This is a genomic window from Agrobacterium vacciniicorymbosi (genome assembly GCF_040427045.1).
Lineage (GTDB): Bacteria > Pseudomonadota > Alphaproteobacteria > Rhizobiales > Rhizobiaceae > Agrobacterium.
Genome location: NZ_JBETMF010000012.1, coordinates 136370 through 153161 on the forward strand (window position 1 = coordinate 136370; position 16792 = coordinate 153161).

Annotated in this window: 17 protein-coding genes and 1 pseudogene; 7 read left to right on the forward strand and 11 right to left on the reverse strand. The window is 54.8% G+C overall.

The features are described from left to right. Positions 1 to 66: 66 nt before the first annotated feature. Entirely contained in the window at positions 67 to 960 is an 894-nt protein-coding gene (locus ABUK73_RS18525; RefSeq protein WP_353578576.1) for an NAD-dependent epimerase/dehydratase family protein, read from the forward strand. Positions 961 to 1087: 127 nt separating this feature from the next. On the opposite strand, the pseudogene ABUK73_RS18530 reads toward ABUK73_RS18525, so the two are convergent. The 9 genes and pseudogenes from ABUK73_RS18530 to ABUK73_RS18570 all read right to left on the reverse strand — a co-directional run. Beyond that, positions 1088 to 1552: pseudogene (locus ABUK73_RS18530) on the reverse strand (2'-5' RNA ligase family protein); the annotation flags it as partial. 353 nt (positions 1553 to 1905) lie between these two features. Continuing rightward, on the reverse strand, positions 1906 to 2637 hold the full coding sequence (locus ABUK73_RS18535; protein WP_353578577.1) for a hypothetical protein: 732 nt from the start codon (positions 2635 to 2637) through the stop codon (positions 1906 to 1908). Further along, the gene (locus ABUK73_RS18540; RefSeq protein ID WP_353578578.1) at positions 2637 to 3668 is read right to left on the reverse strand and encodes a zinc-dependent alcohol dehydrogenase; all 1032 of its coding nucleotides are present in this window, start codon (positions 3666 to 3668) and stop codon (positions 2637 to 2639) included. Before ABUK73_RS18540 ends, ABUK73_RS18535 begins: the two co-directional genes overlap by 1 nt. 29 nt (positions 3669 to 3697) lie before the next feature. Beyond that, complete coding sequence (locus ABUK73_RS18545; protein WP_353578579.1) at positions 3698 to 4555, reverse strand: ABC transporter permease; 858 nt, start codon at positions 4553 to 4555, stop codon at positions 3698 to 3700. Next, the gene (locus ABUK73_RS18550) at positions 4548 to 5315 is read right to left on the reverse strand and encodes an ABC transporter ATP-binding protein (RefSeq protein ID WP_113087592.1); all 768 of its coding nucleotides are present in this window, start codon (positions 5313 to 5315) and stop codon (positions 4548 to 4550) included. The genes ABUK73_RS18545 and ABUK73_RS18550 overlap by 8 nt, the downstream gene beginning before the upstream one ends. Before the next feature lie 49 nt (positions 5316 to 5364). Further along, on the reverse strand, positions 5365 to 6387 hold the full coding sequence (locus tag ABUK73_RS18555) for an ABC transporter substrate-binding protein (RefSeq protein WP_353578580.1): 1023 nt from the start codon (positions 6385 to 6387) through the stop codon (positions 5365 to 5367). A gap of 129 nt (positions 6388 to 6516) precedes the next feature. After that, positions 6517 to 7440 carry a LysR family transcriptional regulator gene (locus tag ABUK73_RS18560; RefSeq protein ID WP_353578581.1) on the reverse strand — a complete coding sequence of 308 codons (924 nt, stop codon included), beginning with the start codon at positions 7438 to 7440 and terminating at the stop codon, positions 6517 to 6519. Positions 7441 to 7450: 10 nt separating this feature from the next. After that, positions 7451 to 8365 (reverse strand): alpha/beta fold hydrolase, encoded by a 915-nt coding sequence (locus ABUK73_RS18565; RefSeq protein ID WP_353578582.1) that lies wholly within the window; start codon positions 8363 to 8365, stop codon positions 7451 to 7453. Beyond that, on the reverse strand, positions 8358 to 9290 hold the full coding sequence (locus tag ABUK73_RS18570; RefSeq protein WP_353578583.1) for a LysR family transcriptional regulator: 933 nt from the start codon (positions 9288 to 9290) through the stop codon (positions 8358 to 8360). The genes ABUK73_RS18565 and ABUK73_RS18570 overlap by 8 nt, the downstream gene beginning before the upstream one ends. A 110-nt stretch (positions 9291 to 9400) precedes the next feature. On the opposite strand from ABUK73_RS18570, the gene ABUK73_RS18575 reads away from it, so the two are divergent. From ABUK73_RS18575 to ABUK73_RS18585, 3 genes are all read left to right on the forward strand, one after another. Then, entirely contained in the window at positions 9401 to 10219 is an 819-nt protein-coding gene (locus ABUK73_RS18575; RefSeq protein ID WP_353578584.1) for a shikimate dehydrogenase family protein, read from the forward strand. Beyond that, entirely contained in the window at positions 10212 to 11477 is a 1266-nt protein-coding gene (locus ABUK73_RS18580) for an FAD-dependent oxidoreductase (RefSeq protein ID WP_353578585.1), read from the forward strand. Before ABUK73_RS18575 ends, ABUK73_RS18580 begins: the two co-directional genes overlap by 8 nt. A 755-nt stretch (positions 11478 to 12232) precedes the next feature. Next, positions 12233 to 12712: a DUF3597 domain-containing protein gene (locus ABUK73_RS18585; RefSeq protein WP_353578586.1), complete on the forward strand. Its 480-nt coding sequence runs from the start codon at positions 12233 to 12235 to the stop codon at positions 12710 to 12712. A gap of 172 nt (positions 12713 to 12884) precedes the next feature. Here the strand turns inward: ABUK73_RS18585 and ABUK73_RS18590 are convergent, their stop codons facing one another. Further along, on the reverse strand, positions 12885 to 13115 hold the full coding sequence (locus tag ABUK73_RS18590) for a hypothetical protein (protein WP_353578587.1): 231 nt from the start codon (positions 13113 to 13115) through the stop codon (positions 12885 to 12887). A gap of 218 nt (positions 13116 to 13333) precedes the next feature. Between ABUK73_RS18590 and ABUK73_RS18595 the strand changes: the two genes are divergently transcribed. Then, positions 13334 to 13513 carry a hypothetical protein gene (locus ABUK73_RS18595; RefSeq protein WP_353578588.1) on the forward strand — a complete coding sequence of 60 codons (180 nt, stop codon included), beginning with the start codon at positions 13334 to 13336 and terminating at the stop codon, positions 13511 to 13513. Between the two features lie 552 nt (positions 13514 to 14065). On the opposite strand, the gene ABUK73_RS18600 is transcribed toward ABUK73_RS18595, so the two are convergent. Continuing rightward, positions 14066 to 14227 (reverse strand): hypothetical protein, encoded by a 162-nt coding sequence (locus ABUK73_RS18600; protein ID WP_353578589.1) that lies wholly within the window; start codon positions 14225 to 14227, stop codon positions 14066 to 14068. Positions 14228 to 14401: 174 nt separating this feature from the next. Between ABUK73_RS18600 and ABUK73_RS18605 the strand changes: the two genes are divergently transcribed. After that, a complete protein-coding gene (locus tag ABUK73_RS18605) occupies positions 14402 to 14530 on the forward strand; it encodes a hypothetical protein (RefSeq protein WP_353578590.1) in 129 nt (42 codons plus the stop codon). Between the two features lie 140 nt (positions 14531 to 14670). Then, positions 14671 to 16620, forward strand: coding sequence for an ABC transporter ATP-binding protein/permease (locus ABUK73_RS18610; RefSeq protein WP_353578591.1), 1950 nt, complete (start codon positions 14671 to 14673; stop codon positions 16618 to 16620). Positions 16621 to 16792 lie beyond the last annotated feature (172 nt).

Here is a 16792-nt window from a genome sequence, read left to right on the forward strand (position 1 = left end):
TCGTAGACCTAGGCCGTATGCTGATCGATTTTATGATGTGACCGAGCTTCAAAAAAGGTGGCAAACATGACGAAACGTATCGTTTTCACAGGTGGCACTGGCAAGGCTGGGCGGCACGCTGTTACAAAGCTACTTGAGCAGGGTTATTCCGTTCTAAATGTTGACCTGAAGCCCCTGGATTTGCAAGGTGTCAGCACACTGATTGCAGATATTACCGATAGCGGTCAGGTTTTCAACGCACTAACCACGCATTTTGGCTTTGACGGTTTTGAAGAAGGCGCGCCGCCGACTGGGCCTGATGTCGTCGTACATTTTGCAGCCATTCCACGCGTTTTGATTGAGCCCGACAACAACACGTTCAAAGCGAATGTGGTCGGCACATACAACGTCATAGAAGCAGCTATGAAGCTGGGCGTCCGTAAGGTCGTAATCGCCTCGAGCGAAACCACTTATGGTGTTTGTTTTGCAGAAGGGGATAAGGATTTCCACGCATTTCCTTTGGATGAAAATTACGATTCCGATCCGATGGACAGTTACGGACTATCGAAGCTCGTAAATGAAAAGACTGCGCGCGCGTTTGCTATGCGCTACAATGCAGACATTTACGCATTGCGCATTGCCAACGTAATCGAACCGCAAGAATACTCGAAATTTCCAGCCTTTCTTGATGATCCTATGTCCAGAAAACGCAATGCCTGGAGCTACATAGACGCACGTGATCTCGGCAATCTCGTTCATCTCTGCATCGAAAAAGACGGATTGGGATTTCAAGTTTTCAACGCGGTCAATGACAAGATCACCGCAGATATCCCGACCGCCGAATTTCTAGCCAAATACTGCCCTAATACGCCGATAATTAGGGAAATGGGCAGGGACGAAGCACCAATTTCCAATCGCAAGGCACGCGAGGTTCTTGGCTTCAAAGAAGAGCATCCTTGGACACGGTATGTCCCGAGGTAGCTTCTACCATGATATTAGAATGGCTTGTTCACGATCTAAATCTTCGGGCCTGTTTGTTGGAAGGGAATCTAAGGGCATTTGACAGGTTGCGTGACTGAAACACGTCGACCGAAGGGCAAGGATGCGCTCAGACAATGTCAGTTGGAGCGTTAAAAGGCACATATGTTTTCTGCCCCCACGGCCCGCCCCTATATTCCCACAAATCGAGCCCGGTGACCCAAATTGGGTGCGGCTTAAACTCTCGGCTCAGGTTTCGGTAGAGATTGTCGGCCTCGGTTTTAGTGGATTTGTCCTGCACCGTTATGTGCGGTTGCCATTTCTGATTGTCCTGAGGGCCAAGCCACGCTGCAAACTCTCTTTTCAAAGTTGCCCGAACGTCTTGCAGCCTTAAGCTGTCGATCAAATTGGCAACGCCTGCGCCAAGATGCCTAACACCGTTGACCCCGGCAATTATAGCATCCGTCTCATGCGCAACGCTGAGCAGTGCATCTACGATCTGTGTTTCACACGCGCCCGGCAACCGGTGAAACATGGTCAGATGAGCGCGAAGAAAATTTCGCCCTGGTGGAAAGTGTGCTTGCCGAAGACGATTAAATCGAGCGTCCTGATGATTGAGAGCTTTTGTGGATACTACGGTTTTACCGCTGCGCCGATCGCAGGCGCAAGACGTGACGTGGACCTAAAGCGATCTCTGCCAGCTTCACTGTTTTAAGACAAACGAGTTAAGATCGCCTAGCCCTGCAAGGCCTCCTCGTTATTTGCCACAGGCAACCTTTATTTTTGACTTTTAGTAACCATCGTAAGAAATTGAAATATAATAATATTGTTTCGCTAAATGTGCTAAAAAATCCGACCTTCTGCCGCCTGGGAAAGAGATAGTGCATGTGGCGACCTCGAGTTTTGACTCATAACGCAAGGGATCACCCCTCCGTTATCCGATTTTTGTCACGTGTCAGTAAAATTCGACTGGCGTCTCGAATATCCGGTTGTAGCGATTTGCGATCGATCTGTTGGAAACTCGTGGCCGCGATAGCTGACTAACATCTTGAAAAGGTCGTTGCGCAGAGTTTTTCGTGGGCCGAACTCAGCGTGGATATGCTCGGCTATTTTTTTGTTTACCCCCGTAAGTGATCCAACGGATTCGCCTTCTGCAATGACCACTAGATTGACGGTGTCGGGGTCCGTCGTTTCCTCCTGACTAAAAACTTCGTACATCTGGTTTGGTTCGGCGAGAGCTAGTTTAAAGCCAATTAAGTGGCCCTGCGTAATTAAATGGTGCAACCCGGCTTCTAGTGCCTGCACCGATGTTTGCGAATTGGCGCGGTCTACGGAGTAGGCCTGAACAATTGCGGCCCCGCCAATCCCGTTACCACCACTCGCCGCGATCTCTCCCGGAATTCTGAGGACCCCTGAGAAATGCTGACGCATCTTGAGCGACCAGGGCGTGGGGTTGCGGACGAGATCGAGATAAGCGGGATGCTCGATCACCCCGAGATTTTCAAGTTCGTAGAGTGTGAAATAGGTTTCGCTTTGGCTGGCCGACACGTAACGACGGGCGGCCTGCATGCCCGGTACGGTCAAACGTTCGGGTACATGTTCGAACGTGTGCCACGATGCGTATTCTTCGGCGAGGTTTGACGGATAATCGTTCCAGAGTGCGAGTATGGCTGCGGCCATCAAACCTCTCCCATTCGTAAAATGACTTTGGAGGCGACATGGTCATGGGCAGCCTGAAAACCGGCCAGAGCATCGTTGAGCGGCAGGGTGTGCGAAATCAGTTGCCGCATCAAATCCTGATGGCCATCAAGAAAGGCGATGACGCCATCCCAGTCGGCTGCGTGGGCTCGATAGGAGCCGCGTATTTGCTGGTGCATGCGCACAAGCGTTGTGAGATTGATTTCAGCGGGTCTGGGATGAATGCCGACGACGGTGAAAATTCCGCGCTTTTTCAGGAATGGCAGGGTAGCGGCGACGAGCGTTGGCACACCCGCCGCCTCGATAATCGCATCGAACGGCGCAAATTCGGAAAGCGCGGTTTCCATGTCTCTGTCGTTTGTATCGATCAGATGCTCAAAACCGGCAGCAGCTAAGTTCTCAAGACGTGGCCCATCATCACGTCCCATGACGACAACCTTAGCGCCGCGCGAGCGCGCCAGAATTGCGATACCTTGACCGATGAAGCCCGGCCCGACTACGAGTATGGTCTGACCTGCCGTAACCTCAGTCGTCGCGACAGCCTCCGCGCATACTGTCATCGGCTCTGCCAGTGCCGCGATATCCATGTCGAGACTGTCCGGCAGCGTGTGGCAATTGCCGTAGGGAACGCAGACATAGGATGTGAATGCACCGTTTCTGCCGATACCGACGCCCTTGCGCGACGTGCAATTATCCTCGTCGCCTTTCAGGCAGAACTCGCAATGACCGCATGTTGTGGAGGGTCTGGCAGTGACGCGGCTTCCAATAACATCGGCGGAGACGTTTTTCCCACCGCGCTCTATCGTTCCTGAAAATTCGTGGCCGAGCGTGACGGGCATGGCGCTTTCCATCGATTCGTAGCCCGGTGTCCACTGGGCGATATGCAGGTCGGTCCCGCAAATGCCCGCGGAATGGACACGGATGAGCACCTCGCCAGCGGCAATGTTTTCAGGCTCTGCTATCGTGTTGAACTGCACGCCGCTGCCGGGCCGGACCTTTTGCAATGCCAGCATATTCAATCTCCATTGATGAGGTGCAGGTGTCAGCCGCGCCAGCTTAAAAAGCGCTTCTCGACCCGTCCGATTGCGAAATTGACGATCAGACCCATGACAGAGAGGATCGTGACACCGGCAAAAAGCTTTTCGAGATCATAGAGTGAGCCTGCCTCGAGAATGTAGGAGCCGACACCATATTGCGCACCGAGCATTTCGGCCGCCACAAGGAGGATGATAGCAATCGAGATCGACACCCTAAGGCCTGACAGGATGGCAGGAAACGCACCGGGCAGGACGATCTTGCGGACGATCGACCACCAGCTAAGCCCAAAACTCTGGCCCATACGGACCAGGGTGCGATCGACATTGTCGACGGCTCCGTAGGTTGCCACCACCGTCGGCGTGAATGTGCCGAAAGCAATGAGGGCGTATTTAGACGTCTCGTCGATACCGAACCAGATCACGAAAAGCGGCAGAAGCGCAATCTTCGGGATTGGAAACAGCGCCGCCACCAGCGGCACCAGACCTGCCCGAACGTAGCTGAACAGGCCGATCATCACACCGACCGATATGCCAACCGCGATGCCCATGAAGGCGCCGATGAACAGTCGCTGAAGCGATGGCAGCAGGTGTTTCCAAAGTAATCCCGTCTGCCAGAGTTGTACGAATGTATCGAGGACGGCGGAGGGCCTCGGCAGTGTCAGGTTGGAAATAAAACCGCTGCGCGTTCCAATCTCAGCAAGAGCGATCAGGACGATGAACACGGCAATGCCCACGCCGCGCACTGGGATCGGCGCAAATCCGCCGCCACGAAATGCGACAGGGCGCACAGGCGCAGTTCTCGTTTCCGTCCTGTTATCGCCGGATGCTCCAGCGGGGTTTGCAAGTGTGGTGATGTTAGACATTGACCAACTCCTTGTCGGCAGCCATGGCCTCTTCGCGCATCAGGTCCCAAAGCTGCTTCTGCTTCTCTTCCAGCACGGGATCGCCAAGGTGGCGTTCGGACAGAGGGATATCGATATCGACGATTTCGCGAATCTGGCCTGGGCGACGGGAAAGAACGACAACGCGGTGGCCAAGCCGAACCGCTTCGTTGAGATTGTGGGTAACGTAGACGGATGTGAAAGGCTGCCGTGTCCACAGAGCGACAAGGTCATCCATCAAAAGTTCGCGCGTCTGGCTGTCGAGGGCCGAAAGCGGCTCGTCCATCAGCATCAGCGCGGGGCGCACTGCCAGTGCTCGGCTGATCGCAACACGCTGGCGCATGCCGCCCGAAAGTTGCTTTGGAAGTGCCGTGCGGAAATCCGTCAGGCGGGTACGGTCAAGAACGTCTGTGACGATCTCGTCCATTTCCCGCCGACTGAGATTGTGATCTTCGAGCACAAGGCGAATATTGCCTTCGACTGTGCGCCAGGGCAGCAGGGCGAAATGCTGGAAGACGTAGGTGAGGGGATTGAGGGAGCCGGGTGGAGGATTCCCGATCTGCAGCACCTCGCCTGAACTTGGTCGTTCAAGGCCGCCGAGAAACCGAAGCAAGGTTGATTTGCCACAACCGGATGGCCCGATCAGACAGATGATCTGCCCTTGCGGGATATCGAGCGAGATATCTTTCAGAACCTCTACGGCTCCGTAGGAATGGCTGATGTTCTTCAGCTTCAGATCCATGGTTCCTCCATGCGAAGGCCGTGAGGCCTCCGCGACAATAGCTGGCTGATCAAATGGTTTTTACGTAGGACGTGTCGAACAGCTGTTCGTTCGTAATCGCGTCCTTGACCATGCCTTCTGCCTTGAACCATTCAAGCTGCTCGACACAGCTGCCAAGCGACAGTGCCAATCCCGCATTGATGCGCATGGCGCCATCGATCAGATTCTGTTTGGCAGCGTCGAACGGGCTATCGCTTTCGACATATTTGTGGACGATTTTCGCCAGAGCGTTGCGTTCGGCATCGTCCGCCTTGTTGTCTACGAAGGCGGCATTGTAATCGTCAATAGCGCGCGAATAGGCTTTGACGAACGCTGCCGTCATCTCGCGTTCACTGGCCGCATTCTTGGTCGAGGTGAAGGCGGTAGTGACCTGATAATCCGGCGCGTAATCCGAGACCAGACCGATCTGCTTGGCGGCACCCTCGCGGATCATCTTCTTGGCGACATTCGGCTGGATCGCCCACGCATCGATCTGACCTGTGGTCAGGGCTCCGACGATGGCCCCCAGCTTCTGCAATGGGCGCAACTGAATATCCGAAAGCTTGATGTTGTTCGCGACGGCGATCTTGTGGGCCATAAAGTGGAACGACGAGCCCGCCGTGGTGATGCCGAAGCTTTTGCCTGAGAGCTTAGACGAGTCGGTCAGGCCGGCCTCATAGGCTTTGTTTGACGCCAGAATGATCGCGCCGGTGACGCCCTTCTCCTCGGTCAATGCTCCACCGATGACCTTGATGGCGTCTTTCTGAGCAAGGCTGATAAGACCACCGCTCATCGAGGTCACGCCGAAGTCGGCATCACCGGACGCAATTGCCACGGCCATAGGCTGGGCGGCCTCGAAGAATTTCAGCTCGATATCGAGACCGGCGTCCTTGTAGTAGCCGCGCTCAAAAGCAATGAAGCTTGGCGCGTGGCTGGCAAGGTGCAGCACTGCAAGATTTCGGGTTGCTGCGCGGGCGGGCAGACCGAAAGCAGAGGCGCTGCCGAGTGCGCCCATGCCGATAAGTGCCTGACGGCGGCTCAAAAATACATTCATTCCGATTCTCCTCCCAAAGATGGCGTGTCCGAGACGCCGTTGGTTTTCATTGCCACCGACTTGAACGGAAGACAACGAACAATGATTATGTCTCCCATGCCTTTAAGGCATGCAGATGAATGTTTGCAATCAGGCGAGCGGCGGCAGATCGGCCAGTCTGCGCAACAGAATTTCAATGAGTTTGCGCAGATTGGCAGAATGCGAGCGACGACGGTTCCACAGAACCGATATCGAGAATTGCGGGGCGTTCTCAATGGGCCGAACCACGAGGTTGCTGCCGACGGGGCCGAGCGTGGTCACGTAGTCGACGAGCACGATGCCCATTGCTTCATTGGCCAGCGCCAGTGCGGTGTCGGAAAAACGGGCGACAGCGCGCGTATTGACCTTCAATTTTTCGCGACTGAGAAATTGATCGACAACTGTCTGATGAGCGCCGCCCGGGGCGAAGGCTATGAAATCCATATCCGCCAGATCGGCCGCTCGTATGACAGGCGTCATTGCAAGGCTATGATCCTTGTGAATGACCGCGACCAGATCGACCCGCCCCACATGCTCGACAGCAATCAGCGGATGATCTGGCGAGGCGATCGTCACCACCGCTTCTCCGCGTCCCGTAATCAGGTATTCCTCAATCTGGTCTACCGGAAGTACGTCGAAGAAAAGCTCGATACCGGGCACCTCGACGGACAATGTTCTTAGAGCCTGTGGCACCAGCGCGCGCGCCACACTGGCTGTCGATCCAACCCTGAATACAGCCGTTTCACCGCGTGCGATACGGCCTATCTGGGTGCCGACGCCGGTCAACTGCCGTATCAGCGGGTCGATCTCGGCATAAATCTCAAGTGCTTCGGATGTAGGGACAAGACCGTTGCGGTCGCGTGTAAAAAGCGCAATGCCAAGCAGGTCTTCGATCCGACGGATCGTACGGCTCAGCGCTGGTTGAGAGACATTGAGAACTTTTGAGGCACCGGTGATGGAGCGCGCCTGCATGACCGCATGGAAGACCTCCATCTGCCGAAGGCTGAGGAGACCGTCATCAGGTCGTTGGGCCATCGAAGTTTCATCATTGTCCTGGGACATCGATCGCCTTTTCAAGAAATGGCAAGAGCTCTTCGAGCATTTCGCTGGCGGCGGTCTCCGGCAGCAGATGGCCACCACCAATGCCCTTTCCTTGGACCTTGGGTGCCCAGTCTGCCCATATATCGAGTGGTTCGCGACCGCCGCCATAGAGCCTGTCCTTCTCCCAGAATAAAAGGACAGGTACCTGGATTTTGCGGTCTGACGTGCGATCTGCAAGATCGTCAGTTTCGTCTGTCGTGGCACCAGCCCGATAATCCTCACACATGGCGTGGCGAACATCGGGATTGTCGAATGCAAGCCTGTAGTCTTCCAACGCAAGCGGATCGATCCGTTCAATATTCTCAGCCATTTTGCCGAGCGTGAGATTGATCAGAAAACGCGGATCCGCGGCCATCAGTGTTTCGGGCAGTGGCGCGGGCTGGGCCATCATGAACCAGTGCCATGCTCCCATGCCGAAGGCCTTGCTTGCACCTTCCCACATTTCCGGTGTGGGCACGACGGTGACCGAGACGAGTGCCGTGACCGTTTCTGGAAAATCAAGCGCCATGCGATAGGCAACCCTGCCCCCACGGTCGTGACCAACGACAGCATACCGCCGATGTCCTAGCGCCAGCATCATTTCTCTCAGGCTTTTCGCCATGCGACGTTTGGGACCCATTCCTTGCGAGTTGCCGGTGACGCGGCTTTCACCATAGCCCGGCAGGTCTGGAACAACGACGGTATAGGTCTTGGCAAGTACCGGCGCGATCCGGTGCCATGCCGAGCGGGTTTCTGGATAGCCGTGCAAAAGCAGGATCACGGGACCGCTGCCGGCCGTCAGAACGGCGAAATTGACTTCTGGCGTTTCGATACGGTTTTCTTCAAAGCCCGGAAACAGCTCGTTTGCGCGTCTATACATCGATTGGCTGTCCCTTTTGAGCGTTTGAGGTCACTGCGGCTATGTCCCTTAGCGCCTCGATCAATCTGTCTACGCCTTTCTGTCGCGGGCGAAGATGGCAGATATGGACGTAGGCGGAAACGCTGACGCTGTTTTCGATCGGTATTGCCACGAGCCCGTTTGCTTCGCAATCGATAGCGGAAAATGCGTCGAGTATGGTGATACCAATGCGTTCTGTGACGAATGACAGCGCGGCCTCGACAAAATGCACATATACCGCCGTTTTCCTCGATACGCCCCAACGCCGAAAGGTCTCATCAATCAGAAGACCATGCGTGGTGGTGGTTCCGAAAGAGATTAGCGGTTCACTGGCAAGCGCCAGCGGCGTTACGGATTTGCAGCCAGCCAGCGCGTGATCATTGGGGACGACACAGACGAGACCGGCGCTGGCTATTTTCGCCGTTTCGATCACTGGATCGTTGACCTCTGCAATCGTTGCAACACAGGCACCTTGGCCGAACAGCAGGTAGTCGCGAACATCGCGCTGCGATAGTGAGTCACTGTAGTAGGTGCCCGCAGCCCCTTCCAGTTGCAGGCGTCTCAATGCCTTCGGAACCAACCGCATGCCAAGACTTGGCGTCGAGCCGAACCGAAAGACAGAGGCGTCGCCACGGGCAATCGAGTAGATGACATCAGACAGCATTTCGGATTGCTGGTGGACGCGCTCGACCTCGGCAAAGATCAGCTCCGCTTCCTGAGTCGGCACCAGTCGGCCGGAAATGCGCGCAAACAGCGCGATACCAAGCTGGTCTTCGAGACGCTTGATGGCAATCGACAGGCTCGGCTGCGAAACACCGAGGTGGCGGGCTGCTGCCGTCAACGAATGCGTCGCCATGATCGTTCGGAAAATCTCGATCTGCCGTTCTCTGAGTTTGGGATTTGGCATCCGTGCTCGCATTTCTCCTATAAATCCACGTTATAGCATGGGTTGAAAGTTATATTGGCGTCAATAGGTAATGGTCTCATATCGTCGCTCCAAAATTGGGAGGGAGCTTTGTGACTGGAAGCGAAACACGGCTGGTGGCGATCATCGGATCACCCATTGTCCAAGTGAAATCACCGGATAATTTCAACCGCTATTTTGCCGATGAGGGTGTGAATAGGGCAATGATCGCCATCGATCTCGTCCCGGAGCGCGTTCCCGATTTCGTTACAACGGTGCGCGGCTGGCAGAATATGGATGGCTTCGTCGTCACCGTTCCGCACAAGGCCGCAGTCGCCGCGCTGGTCGATGAGCTCAGCGCAACAGCGCAGTTTCTCGGTGTTGCGAATGTGGTGAGGCGTCACCCGAATGGACAGCTTTCTGGCGACATGACGGACGGCGAGGGTTTCCTCACAGCCTCAAGGGCGCACGGTTTCGTTCCCAATGGCAAAGTCGTGCTGCTGGTCGGAGCAGGAGCTGCTGGCAGTGCGATTGGCTACACGCTTGCAGGCGCAGGCGTTTCGTATCTGGTTATCTCCGATCGCAACAAGGATCGTGCCGTCAATCTCTGTGCTCGCCTGTCCAGCGTTTTCCCAGCCGTTTCCATCTCGGCAGAATTAGTACCCCAGCGCGCCTTCGATCTTGTCGTCAACGCGTCTTCGGCTGGTATGCAGCATGACGATCCGCTGCCAGTACCTCACTCTACGCTGGCATTGATGCCACCAGAAGGCCTGGTGGCTGATGTCGTGACACGCCCGAAAATGACGCCGCTGCTCACACTTGCGAAAGCTCGTGGCCTGAAAATTCAGACGGGTGAGGAAATGGCCAAATCACAACTTTTTGCGCTTGGAAAAGTGATGGGCATATTCGCTGGAGTGCCAGCTGATGTCTAAAGCCCGAGGTGGACGATACGACGTCGTGGTCGTTGGAGGCGGCGCAGCCGGAATGAGCGCGGCTGTAGCTGCTACCCGCATGGGTGCGAAAGTCGCACTCATCGAGCGATACGGTTTCTTGGGCGGAGCGGCTGCCAATTCGTTGGTTTTAGCCTATTGCGGCTTCTTCCTGAAAGGTCCTGAGCCTGTTTTTGCAGTTGGCGGGATCGGTGTCGAACTGCTGGCCATGCTTGCGAAGATTGGCCAGGATATCGCTCCGATACGATCTAGCAGCGGCAACTGGATTGTCATGCTGGACCCTGAGGCGGTCAAGTTTGCGTTCGACCAAATGACCGATATGACTGGCCTCGAAATCCTGTTGCACAGTCGTGTCACTGCGGTGTCCACGAAGCCGAGTGGAATTGCCGCCATTACGGTGACTGACCATGCCGGTAGCTACGAGATCACCGCTGATGCATTTGTAGATGCCAGCGGTGACGCTGCTGTGGCGTCGCATGCGGGACTTGAGATGACGACCGACAGCCGCGCTGGTGATCACGTCCAACCCGCGTCAATGCCGGTTCGTATCGGCGGCGTTTCAGCGGGTGTGACATTCGACCGCGAGCAGATGACGCAACTGATCGCCGAGCACAACGCCTGCTCAGATGTTCCAATCCATCGAACCGACGGCGGCGTCATGTTGCGGCTGCCGACGTCGAACGATTATTGGTGGATGACGATCGATCTTGAGACCGATGGTTTGAGCGGTGCCAGTCTTGGCACTGCGGAACGCGAGGCACGGCGGCAAGCCTGGCGGAATTTGCAATTGCTCCGGCAGATGCCTGGCTTCGAAAACGCATTCATCTCGGCCACGGGGCCACAGATCGGTATTCGCGAGACACGCCGTCCACATTCGCGTAACGATTTGACCGGTACTGCTTTACGCAGAGGTGACCGTCGCGAAGATGGCATCGGGCGCGCTGCATGGCCCATGGAGGTTCACGAAGCACCCGGTCGGGCACATTTCGTCGATCTTGGCGGCGACGGCTTTGCTGATATACCAATAGGAGCCATACAGGCTGCCGGTGCGGACAACCTGCTTCTGGCGGGCAGGGTTGCTGGTGCAGATGCCGCTGCTTATGGCTCTCTGAGAGTAATGGGTACGGCCTTTGTCACCGGTCAGGCAGCTGGTATTGCGGCCGCTTCAATCGCTTCTTCAGGGTCTGTAGTGACTTTCAGCGTCAGAGAGCATCTAAGTTTTCACAATGCGATATTTTGATGAATTATGGATTGAACAATGAAATCCGAGAAGTACGTCGGCATCAATCGTAGTCCATTTGATCTGCTGAAACCCAAGTGGTAGCTCCGCTGGACGGGCGGCGGGCATCGTTTTGTCCACCTGAAGATCTGTCGAGCCGCGGATGTATTGCGCTGTCTCGACGGCTTGCACGTTCCCAGCATGCCATTCTTGATGCCGGCACCGTGCTTGTTCTCGAGCAGAAGGATGCGGTCGCCCTGTGCAAAGGAGCGCTTCCCGTCGAATGGTCTGATAGACGAATACGCGATCCGCGTGTTCGACAAGGCCAGTCGTAATTCCCTCATTATTCTCCGCGGTCTCTGAACCTGTTCAGCTGCGATTACCCCATGGTAAACATCGTTCCAATGAATGGCGCAAATGTGCTTTCCGACGACTTCCGGCAGCTTGAATCATGTGCCGATGCCGTTGGAAAACGTGCGTTTCATAGAAACAGAGTCGTGGTCGGAAACCCTGTAAAGTACGATGCATGGCTGGAGTTGGATGATTCTGGTCAAAGGAAGCGTGCGGGCAGCATTTTTGTGGCGCTCATGGGGAAGGCGCGATGGTCGAGAAGGAGGAGCGCGATCCAGAGAGGCGGGAGGTGGCGGTGTTTGATAGGGCTGCTTGATTTTCCCCGTCAGCTTTTAATAGCTGGCGGCTTTTTAGAATTTGCTTAGGAACGCAAGCGAATCCAATCCGTTTGTCTCTTGTGATCATTAGACAAAGGGAGAAACACAATGAGCATATTCGGTAAAATCAGAGACGCCATTTTCGGCGGAGCAGCCCACGCTGAGGACGCATCGCCATCAGGTGCTGAGCCCACACCAGCGCCATCCTCGATACCTGATCCAGCTGCAACGACCGCGCCACCCGTAGGCGGTAGCGGCCAACCCGTCCCAACCACATCTGGCGCGTCTGCACCAGCGCCATCTACGCCAACAACAGCTGGCGCCAACCAGACCGTTGATGTCGCCTCACAGCTTGACGCCGCGGTGAAGAGAAGTGGCCAGAAGCTTGACTGGAAGCATTCAATCGTCGACCTGATGAAAGCACTTGGCATGGATGCCAGCCGTGCAGAACGTAAGGAACTGGCGCAGGAACTTGGCTATAATGGTGAGGCAGACGGGTCTGCCTCAATGAACACTTGGCTGCACAAGGCGCTTCTCAAGAAGCTGTCTGAGAACGGCGGCAAGGTTCCGCCAGAACTGCTGGATTAAGCGGAACCAATGCTGCCTCCGCGCATTCCTACAGCAAGTAGCTTGCGCACTGTTCACGGATAAACTGGCAGAAGATGACAAGCGACAGAAAGGTCGGTGCGGTTTCGCCCGGCCTTTTTTGTTGGAAAATACAAATGTAAATTTCTAAGGATGCTAAGGTTATGAATTTAAATTAGAATGGGGAAGAGTTTATTTGTTGTTTTCTTTCTTCACTCGGGAATACCTCTAGTGAGGAGAGAAAAATTCGAGTGTCACCAACGAAGTTCTGATGAGCTTTTTGCAAATCCTTGATCGAATCCACGGGCACCAGAACTGCCTGATTGAGCGAGCCAGTAAAGCGTTTTTCCGCGTCAGCGTAATCGACTTTGGCTACCTTTGACATACGGGTGGAATAGGAAGTCATTTTTAACAGCACTTATCCTTGGCATTAATTGTAGGAGAATCTAGTGTTTTACCGTCCTTATATCCCGGCATTTGTCGGCAAAGCTGGCATACGACCTAAAAATGTATGTGACGTTGAGATCACTCGAGAGCACAGACAATTCTTCCCTAAGTTCTGTAGCTGAAGTGGTCGTGATTGGCATCAATCGCTTCCACTCGTACAATGCTTGGACAGATCCCATGAGTGAGAAGAATCTGCACCATCTCTCTGTTTCGCTGCCGAATTTTGAGTTTTCTCGGGTGAAAGCGTCGACGATTTCAACCGCCGTCGCTCATGAGTGCTGGAAGGTCGATGGAATTTGCACTTCTATTTGCAAACTGTTCCAAGGAGATGCATTAGCACGCCCCGCGAAACTGTAGCGCATAAGAGGGCTGGTGCGCTCCACGGCCGTATAAGCGGAACTACGCGGTTCAACTCCGCGTCCGCAACTTATAAGCAGGCAACCTGCGTCAATAAGGCCATGCACTCAAACTTGCAATTAGGGTGTCGAAGGAGCATTTCGATAGAGTGCTATTCTTAAGGATAGACAATTCTAATCAACAGATTGAAAGCACTCGATATGTCGGACGGCTCTTGGGTAAATTGGTTTCCATACATCTTTTTTCCTTTTAAGATCATCGTGCTGAGTATCGGCATGTTTTATGCCATTAAGTGGCATCACGATCAGGCAAAGAAAGATGAAGCATCCAAAGGACGATGAACACTAGAGGGTACCCACGTACTTCTAGCCGGGGTCCCAACGGATCAGCATGACAGGCCGTGGACGAGTAAGCACTAATAAGCAAAGCACAACGCGGCCTAGGTTTTCGATCCCATGCAAGTTTTCCTCCGCTTGCATGGTAATCGTGCAGCCCGCTCCCTTAAGTGGTTCGGCGAGCCGCCTTGCGTTTCATAGGGCGTAACGAGGAAAATTAAGCGGCGATACGTCGTGCCGCCTTGTCGCAAGCTTTACGGTCTGCTCCATATTCCGAGATAATATTCTCTGCCTCTTCCATGGATATGCGATGCTTCTTGGCCAATGTCTTGGCGTCATAAGCCTGTTCGGGCGCAGAAGCGCCTTGAGGTTGTGCCATAGCTTTTCTCCTTGAGTGGCCGACATGACTTGATGCCGCTCATTGCGGGCTGTCGGTCATTGCTCTGTAGGTAGTTATGGCAGCGGCCATTCGCAACCACGTTGGCTTTCACGTGTCAAAACCCAACGTTCGATCAGTCGAAGCCGGACCTATCGCCGCGCCGTCAACCCGTCCATGCTTTACACCGAACATCCGTTCATGGAACGGTTTGCCGCCTCTGCTGCCGATGGCTTTGCGGCAGTGGAGTATGTCAGCCCCTATGAGGAGGCGGCAGAGACGATTGCAGCGCACGCTTGCTTCTGATCCAATTCTTTTAGTCGTTTAAATGCACGCGCTAACTGTCGCTGCTTCCTCGTCGTCGGTTCCAAGCTACAGTCTCAGATAAATTTCACTTATCTTCACAAAGTCGTGAAACCTTTCCGATTGTCGGTCGTTCAGCGCCCATGAAAAACAATGAAATAGAACCAAAGCCGGTCGCCGGTGCCAACGCAACTGGGACCGAAGCCGCATTCTCCCAAGATGTTGATGACAATGCTGAAGAGCTTCCCCCAGAGGAAGTAGAGCCTAATGCGGATTTGACGCCGGAAGAGGCTGAGGAAGCGCGCCGGAAATACTTGCTGAAACGGTTCTGGATCAGCGCGCGGGGCTTCTGGAGCCGCCGGGGCGATAAGTTGGCATGGCTATTCACGCTTGGCCTGCTGGCGATGATCGGCATAAATGTCGCCATCCAGTACGGGGTCAACGTCTGGAATCGCGGAATTTTTGATGCGATCGAAAAACGAGATGCGTCGACTGTCTATTCCCTCGCGTCCATATTTCCGTTTCTAGTTCTGGGAAGTGTATTCATCGTCACCTCGCAGGTCTATGTCAGAATGCGCATCCAGCGGCGCTGGCGCTCTTGGTTGACCAAGTTAACGGTGGGGAGATGGATTGCAAACGGCCGCTACTACCAGCTCAACCTAATCGACGGTGACCATAAGAACCCGGAAGCAAGGCTCTCGGAGGATATGCGTATTTCCACTGAAGCGCCGGTCGATTTCGTCTCCGGCGTCATCTCCGCCTTCGTATCCGCTTCCACCTTCATTGTTGTTCTATGGACAATTGGTGGAGCGCTCACACTGTCAATCGGCGGCGTTTGGGTCACCATCCCCGGCTTTCTCGTGATAGCGGCTATCATTTACGCGGCAGTCACCTCCACTTCCATCGCGTTCATTGCCCGAAACTTCGTAAAGGTCTCCGAAGTTAAAAACCAGGTTGAAGCGGAATATCGCTATACGCTGACACGCGTCAGGGAAAATGGTGAGAGTATTGCCTTGCTTGGCGGGGAGGAGGAGGAGCGTAGCGATCTCGACAAAAGATTCGGTAACGTCCGGCGACAATGGCGGTTAATGGCGCAACAATACATGCGGACCACCGTCGTCTCCAACGGCTCGGTACTGATTGCCCCAGTCGTGCCACTTCTGCTCTGTGCGCCGAAGTTTCTCGATGGCAGCATGTCGCTCGGCGAGGTCATGCAGGCAGCGTCCGCTTTCACCATTGTGCAGTCGGCCTTTGGCTGGCTCGTTGATAACTATCCGCGCTTGGCCGATTGGAACGCCTGCGCCCGACGTGTAGCCTCCCTGATGATGTCGCTTGATGGCCTTGAGCGCGCCGAAAGAAGTGAGACTTTCGGACGCATCATTCGCGGCGAGACCGAAGGCGAGACCATGCTGAGCCTCAAGGACGTATCCGTATCACTCGGTGATGGAACCGCGGTGGTGAAAGAGACCGATGTTGAAATCGGAGCAGGCGAGAGAGTGCTGGTTTCAGGAGAATCCGGCTCTGGCAAAAGCACGCTGGTTCGTGCCATCTCAGGCCTCTGGCCTTGGGGTGGGGGCAGCGTCAATTTCCGCGCCGGGAGCCAGTTGTTCATGCTGCCACAACGACCATACATACCAGCCGGTACGCTGCGCCGTGCCGTCTCTTATCCGCAGCCGGCAGAAAGCTGGACGGGCGAAGAGATTGGCGCCGCTCTCGAAAAGGTCGGGCTTGGCCAACTCAAGGACAAGATCGAAGACGAGGCGCCTTGGGACCAGACATTGTCAGGCGGCGAAAAACAACGGCTTACCTTTGCACGGCTGCTGCTCAATGCCCCCGATATCATTGTGATGGACGAGGCGACCGCCGCGCTCGATGAGAAAAGTCAGGACAAGATGATGCAGACAGTTATCGATGAGCTACCTGACGCCACGATTATTAGCGTCGCGCATCGCGCCGAGCTGGAAGCATTTCACAGCCGCAAGATTACGCTGGAGCGACGCGAGGGTGGCGCAAAATTGGTTAGTGATATCGAGCTTATTCCGCGTAAATCGAGAGCTAGATCTGTGCTTCGACGAATGGTGAAGCGGAAGTAATTTGTGTCTGTCTTCAACTTGCGATGCAGGGCAGGGTATTTCCTGATATCAGTGGGCGATGCGCACCCTTTTGTCTTGTAGATGACATCGAGAATGACGTGTTGTCTGCCGCTCCGCTAGATGGCCAGCAGCTGATCCTGTGCACGGGCTTTACGTAAAATCAGCTCGCGCC

Bases quoted from the DNA above. Each gene is read 5' to 3' on its own strand.
- ABUK73_RS18580 (WP_353578585.1), top strand. From the start codon at position 10,212: ATGTCTAAAGCCCGAGGTGGACGATACGACGTCGTGGTCGTTGGAGGC.
- ABUK73_RS18540 (WP_353578578.1), bottom strand. From the start codon at position 3,668: ATGCTGGCATTGCAAAAGGTCCGGCCCGGCAGCGGCGTGCAGTTCAAC.
- ABUK73_RS18560 (WP_353578581.1), bottom strand. From the start codon at position 7,440: ATGGCCCAACGACCTGATGACGGTCTCCTCAGCCTTCGGCAGATGGAG.
- ABUK73_RS18525 (WP_353578576.1), top strand. From the start codon at position 67: ATGACGAAACGTATCGTTTTCACAGGTGGCACTGGCAAGGCTGGGCGG.
- ABUK73_RS18565 (WP_353578582.1), bottom strand. From the start codon at position 8,365: ATGTATAGACGCGCAAACGAGCTGTTTCCGGGCTTTGAAGAAAACCGT.
- ABUK73_RS18595 (WP_353578588.1), top strand. From the start codon at position 13,334: ATGAGTGAGAAGAATCTGCACCATCTCTCTGTTTCGCTGCCGAATTTT.
- ABUK73_RS18535 (WP_353578577.1), bottom strand. From the start codon at position 2,637: ATGGCCGCAGCCATACTCGCACTCTGGAACGATTATCCGTCAAACCTC.
- ABUK73_RS18570 (WP_353578583.1), bottom strand. From the start codon at position 9,290: ATGCCAAATCCCAAACTCAGAGAACGGCAGATCGAGATTTTCCGAACG.
- ABUK73_RS18610 (WP_353578591.1), top strand. From the start codon at position 14,671: ATGAAAAACAATGAAATAGAACCAAAGCCGGTCGCCGGTGCCAACGCA.
- ABUK73_RS18600 (WP_353578589.1), bottom strand. From the start codon at position 14,227: ATGGCACAACCTCAAGGCGCTTCTGCGCCCGAACAGGCTTATGACGCC.
- ABUK73_RS18590 (WP_353578587.1), bottom strand. From the start codon at position 13,115: ATGACTTCCTATTCCACCCGTATGTCAAAGGTAGCCAAAGTCGATTAC.
- ABUK73_RS18550 (WP_113087592.1), bottom strand. From the start codon at position 5,315: ATGGATCTGAAGCTGAAGAACATCAGCCATTCCTACGGAGCCGTAGAG.
- ABUK73_RS18545 (WP_353578579.1), bottom strand. From the start codon at position 4,555: ATGTCTAACATCACCACACTTGCAAACCCCGCTGGAGCATCCGGCGAT.
- ABUK73_RS18585 (WP_353578586.1), top strand. From the start codon at position 12,233: ATGAGCATATTCGGTAAAATCAGAGACGCCATTTTCGGCGGAGCAGCC.
- ABUK73_RS18555 (WP_353578580.1), bottom strand. From the start codon at position 6,387: ATGAATGTATTTTTGAGCCGCCGTCAGGCACTTATCGGCATGGGCGCA.
- ABUK73_RS18605 (WP_353578590.1), top strand. From the start codon at position 14,402: ATGCTTTACACCGAACATCCGTTCATGGAACGGTTTGCCGCCTCTGCT.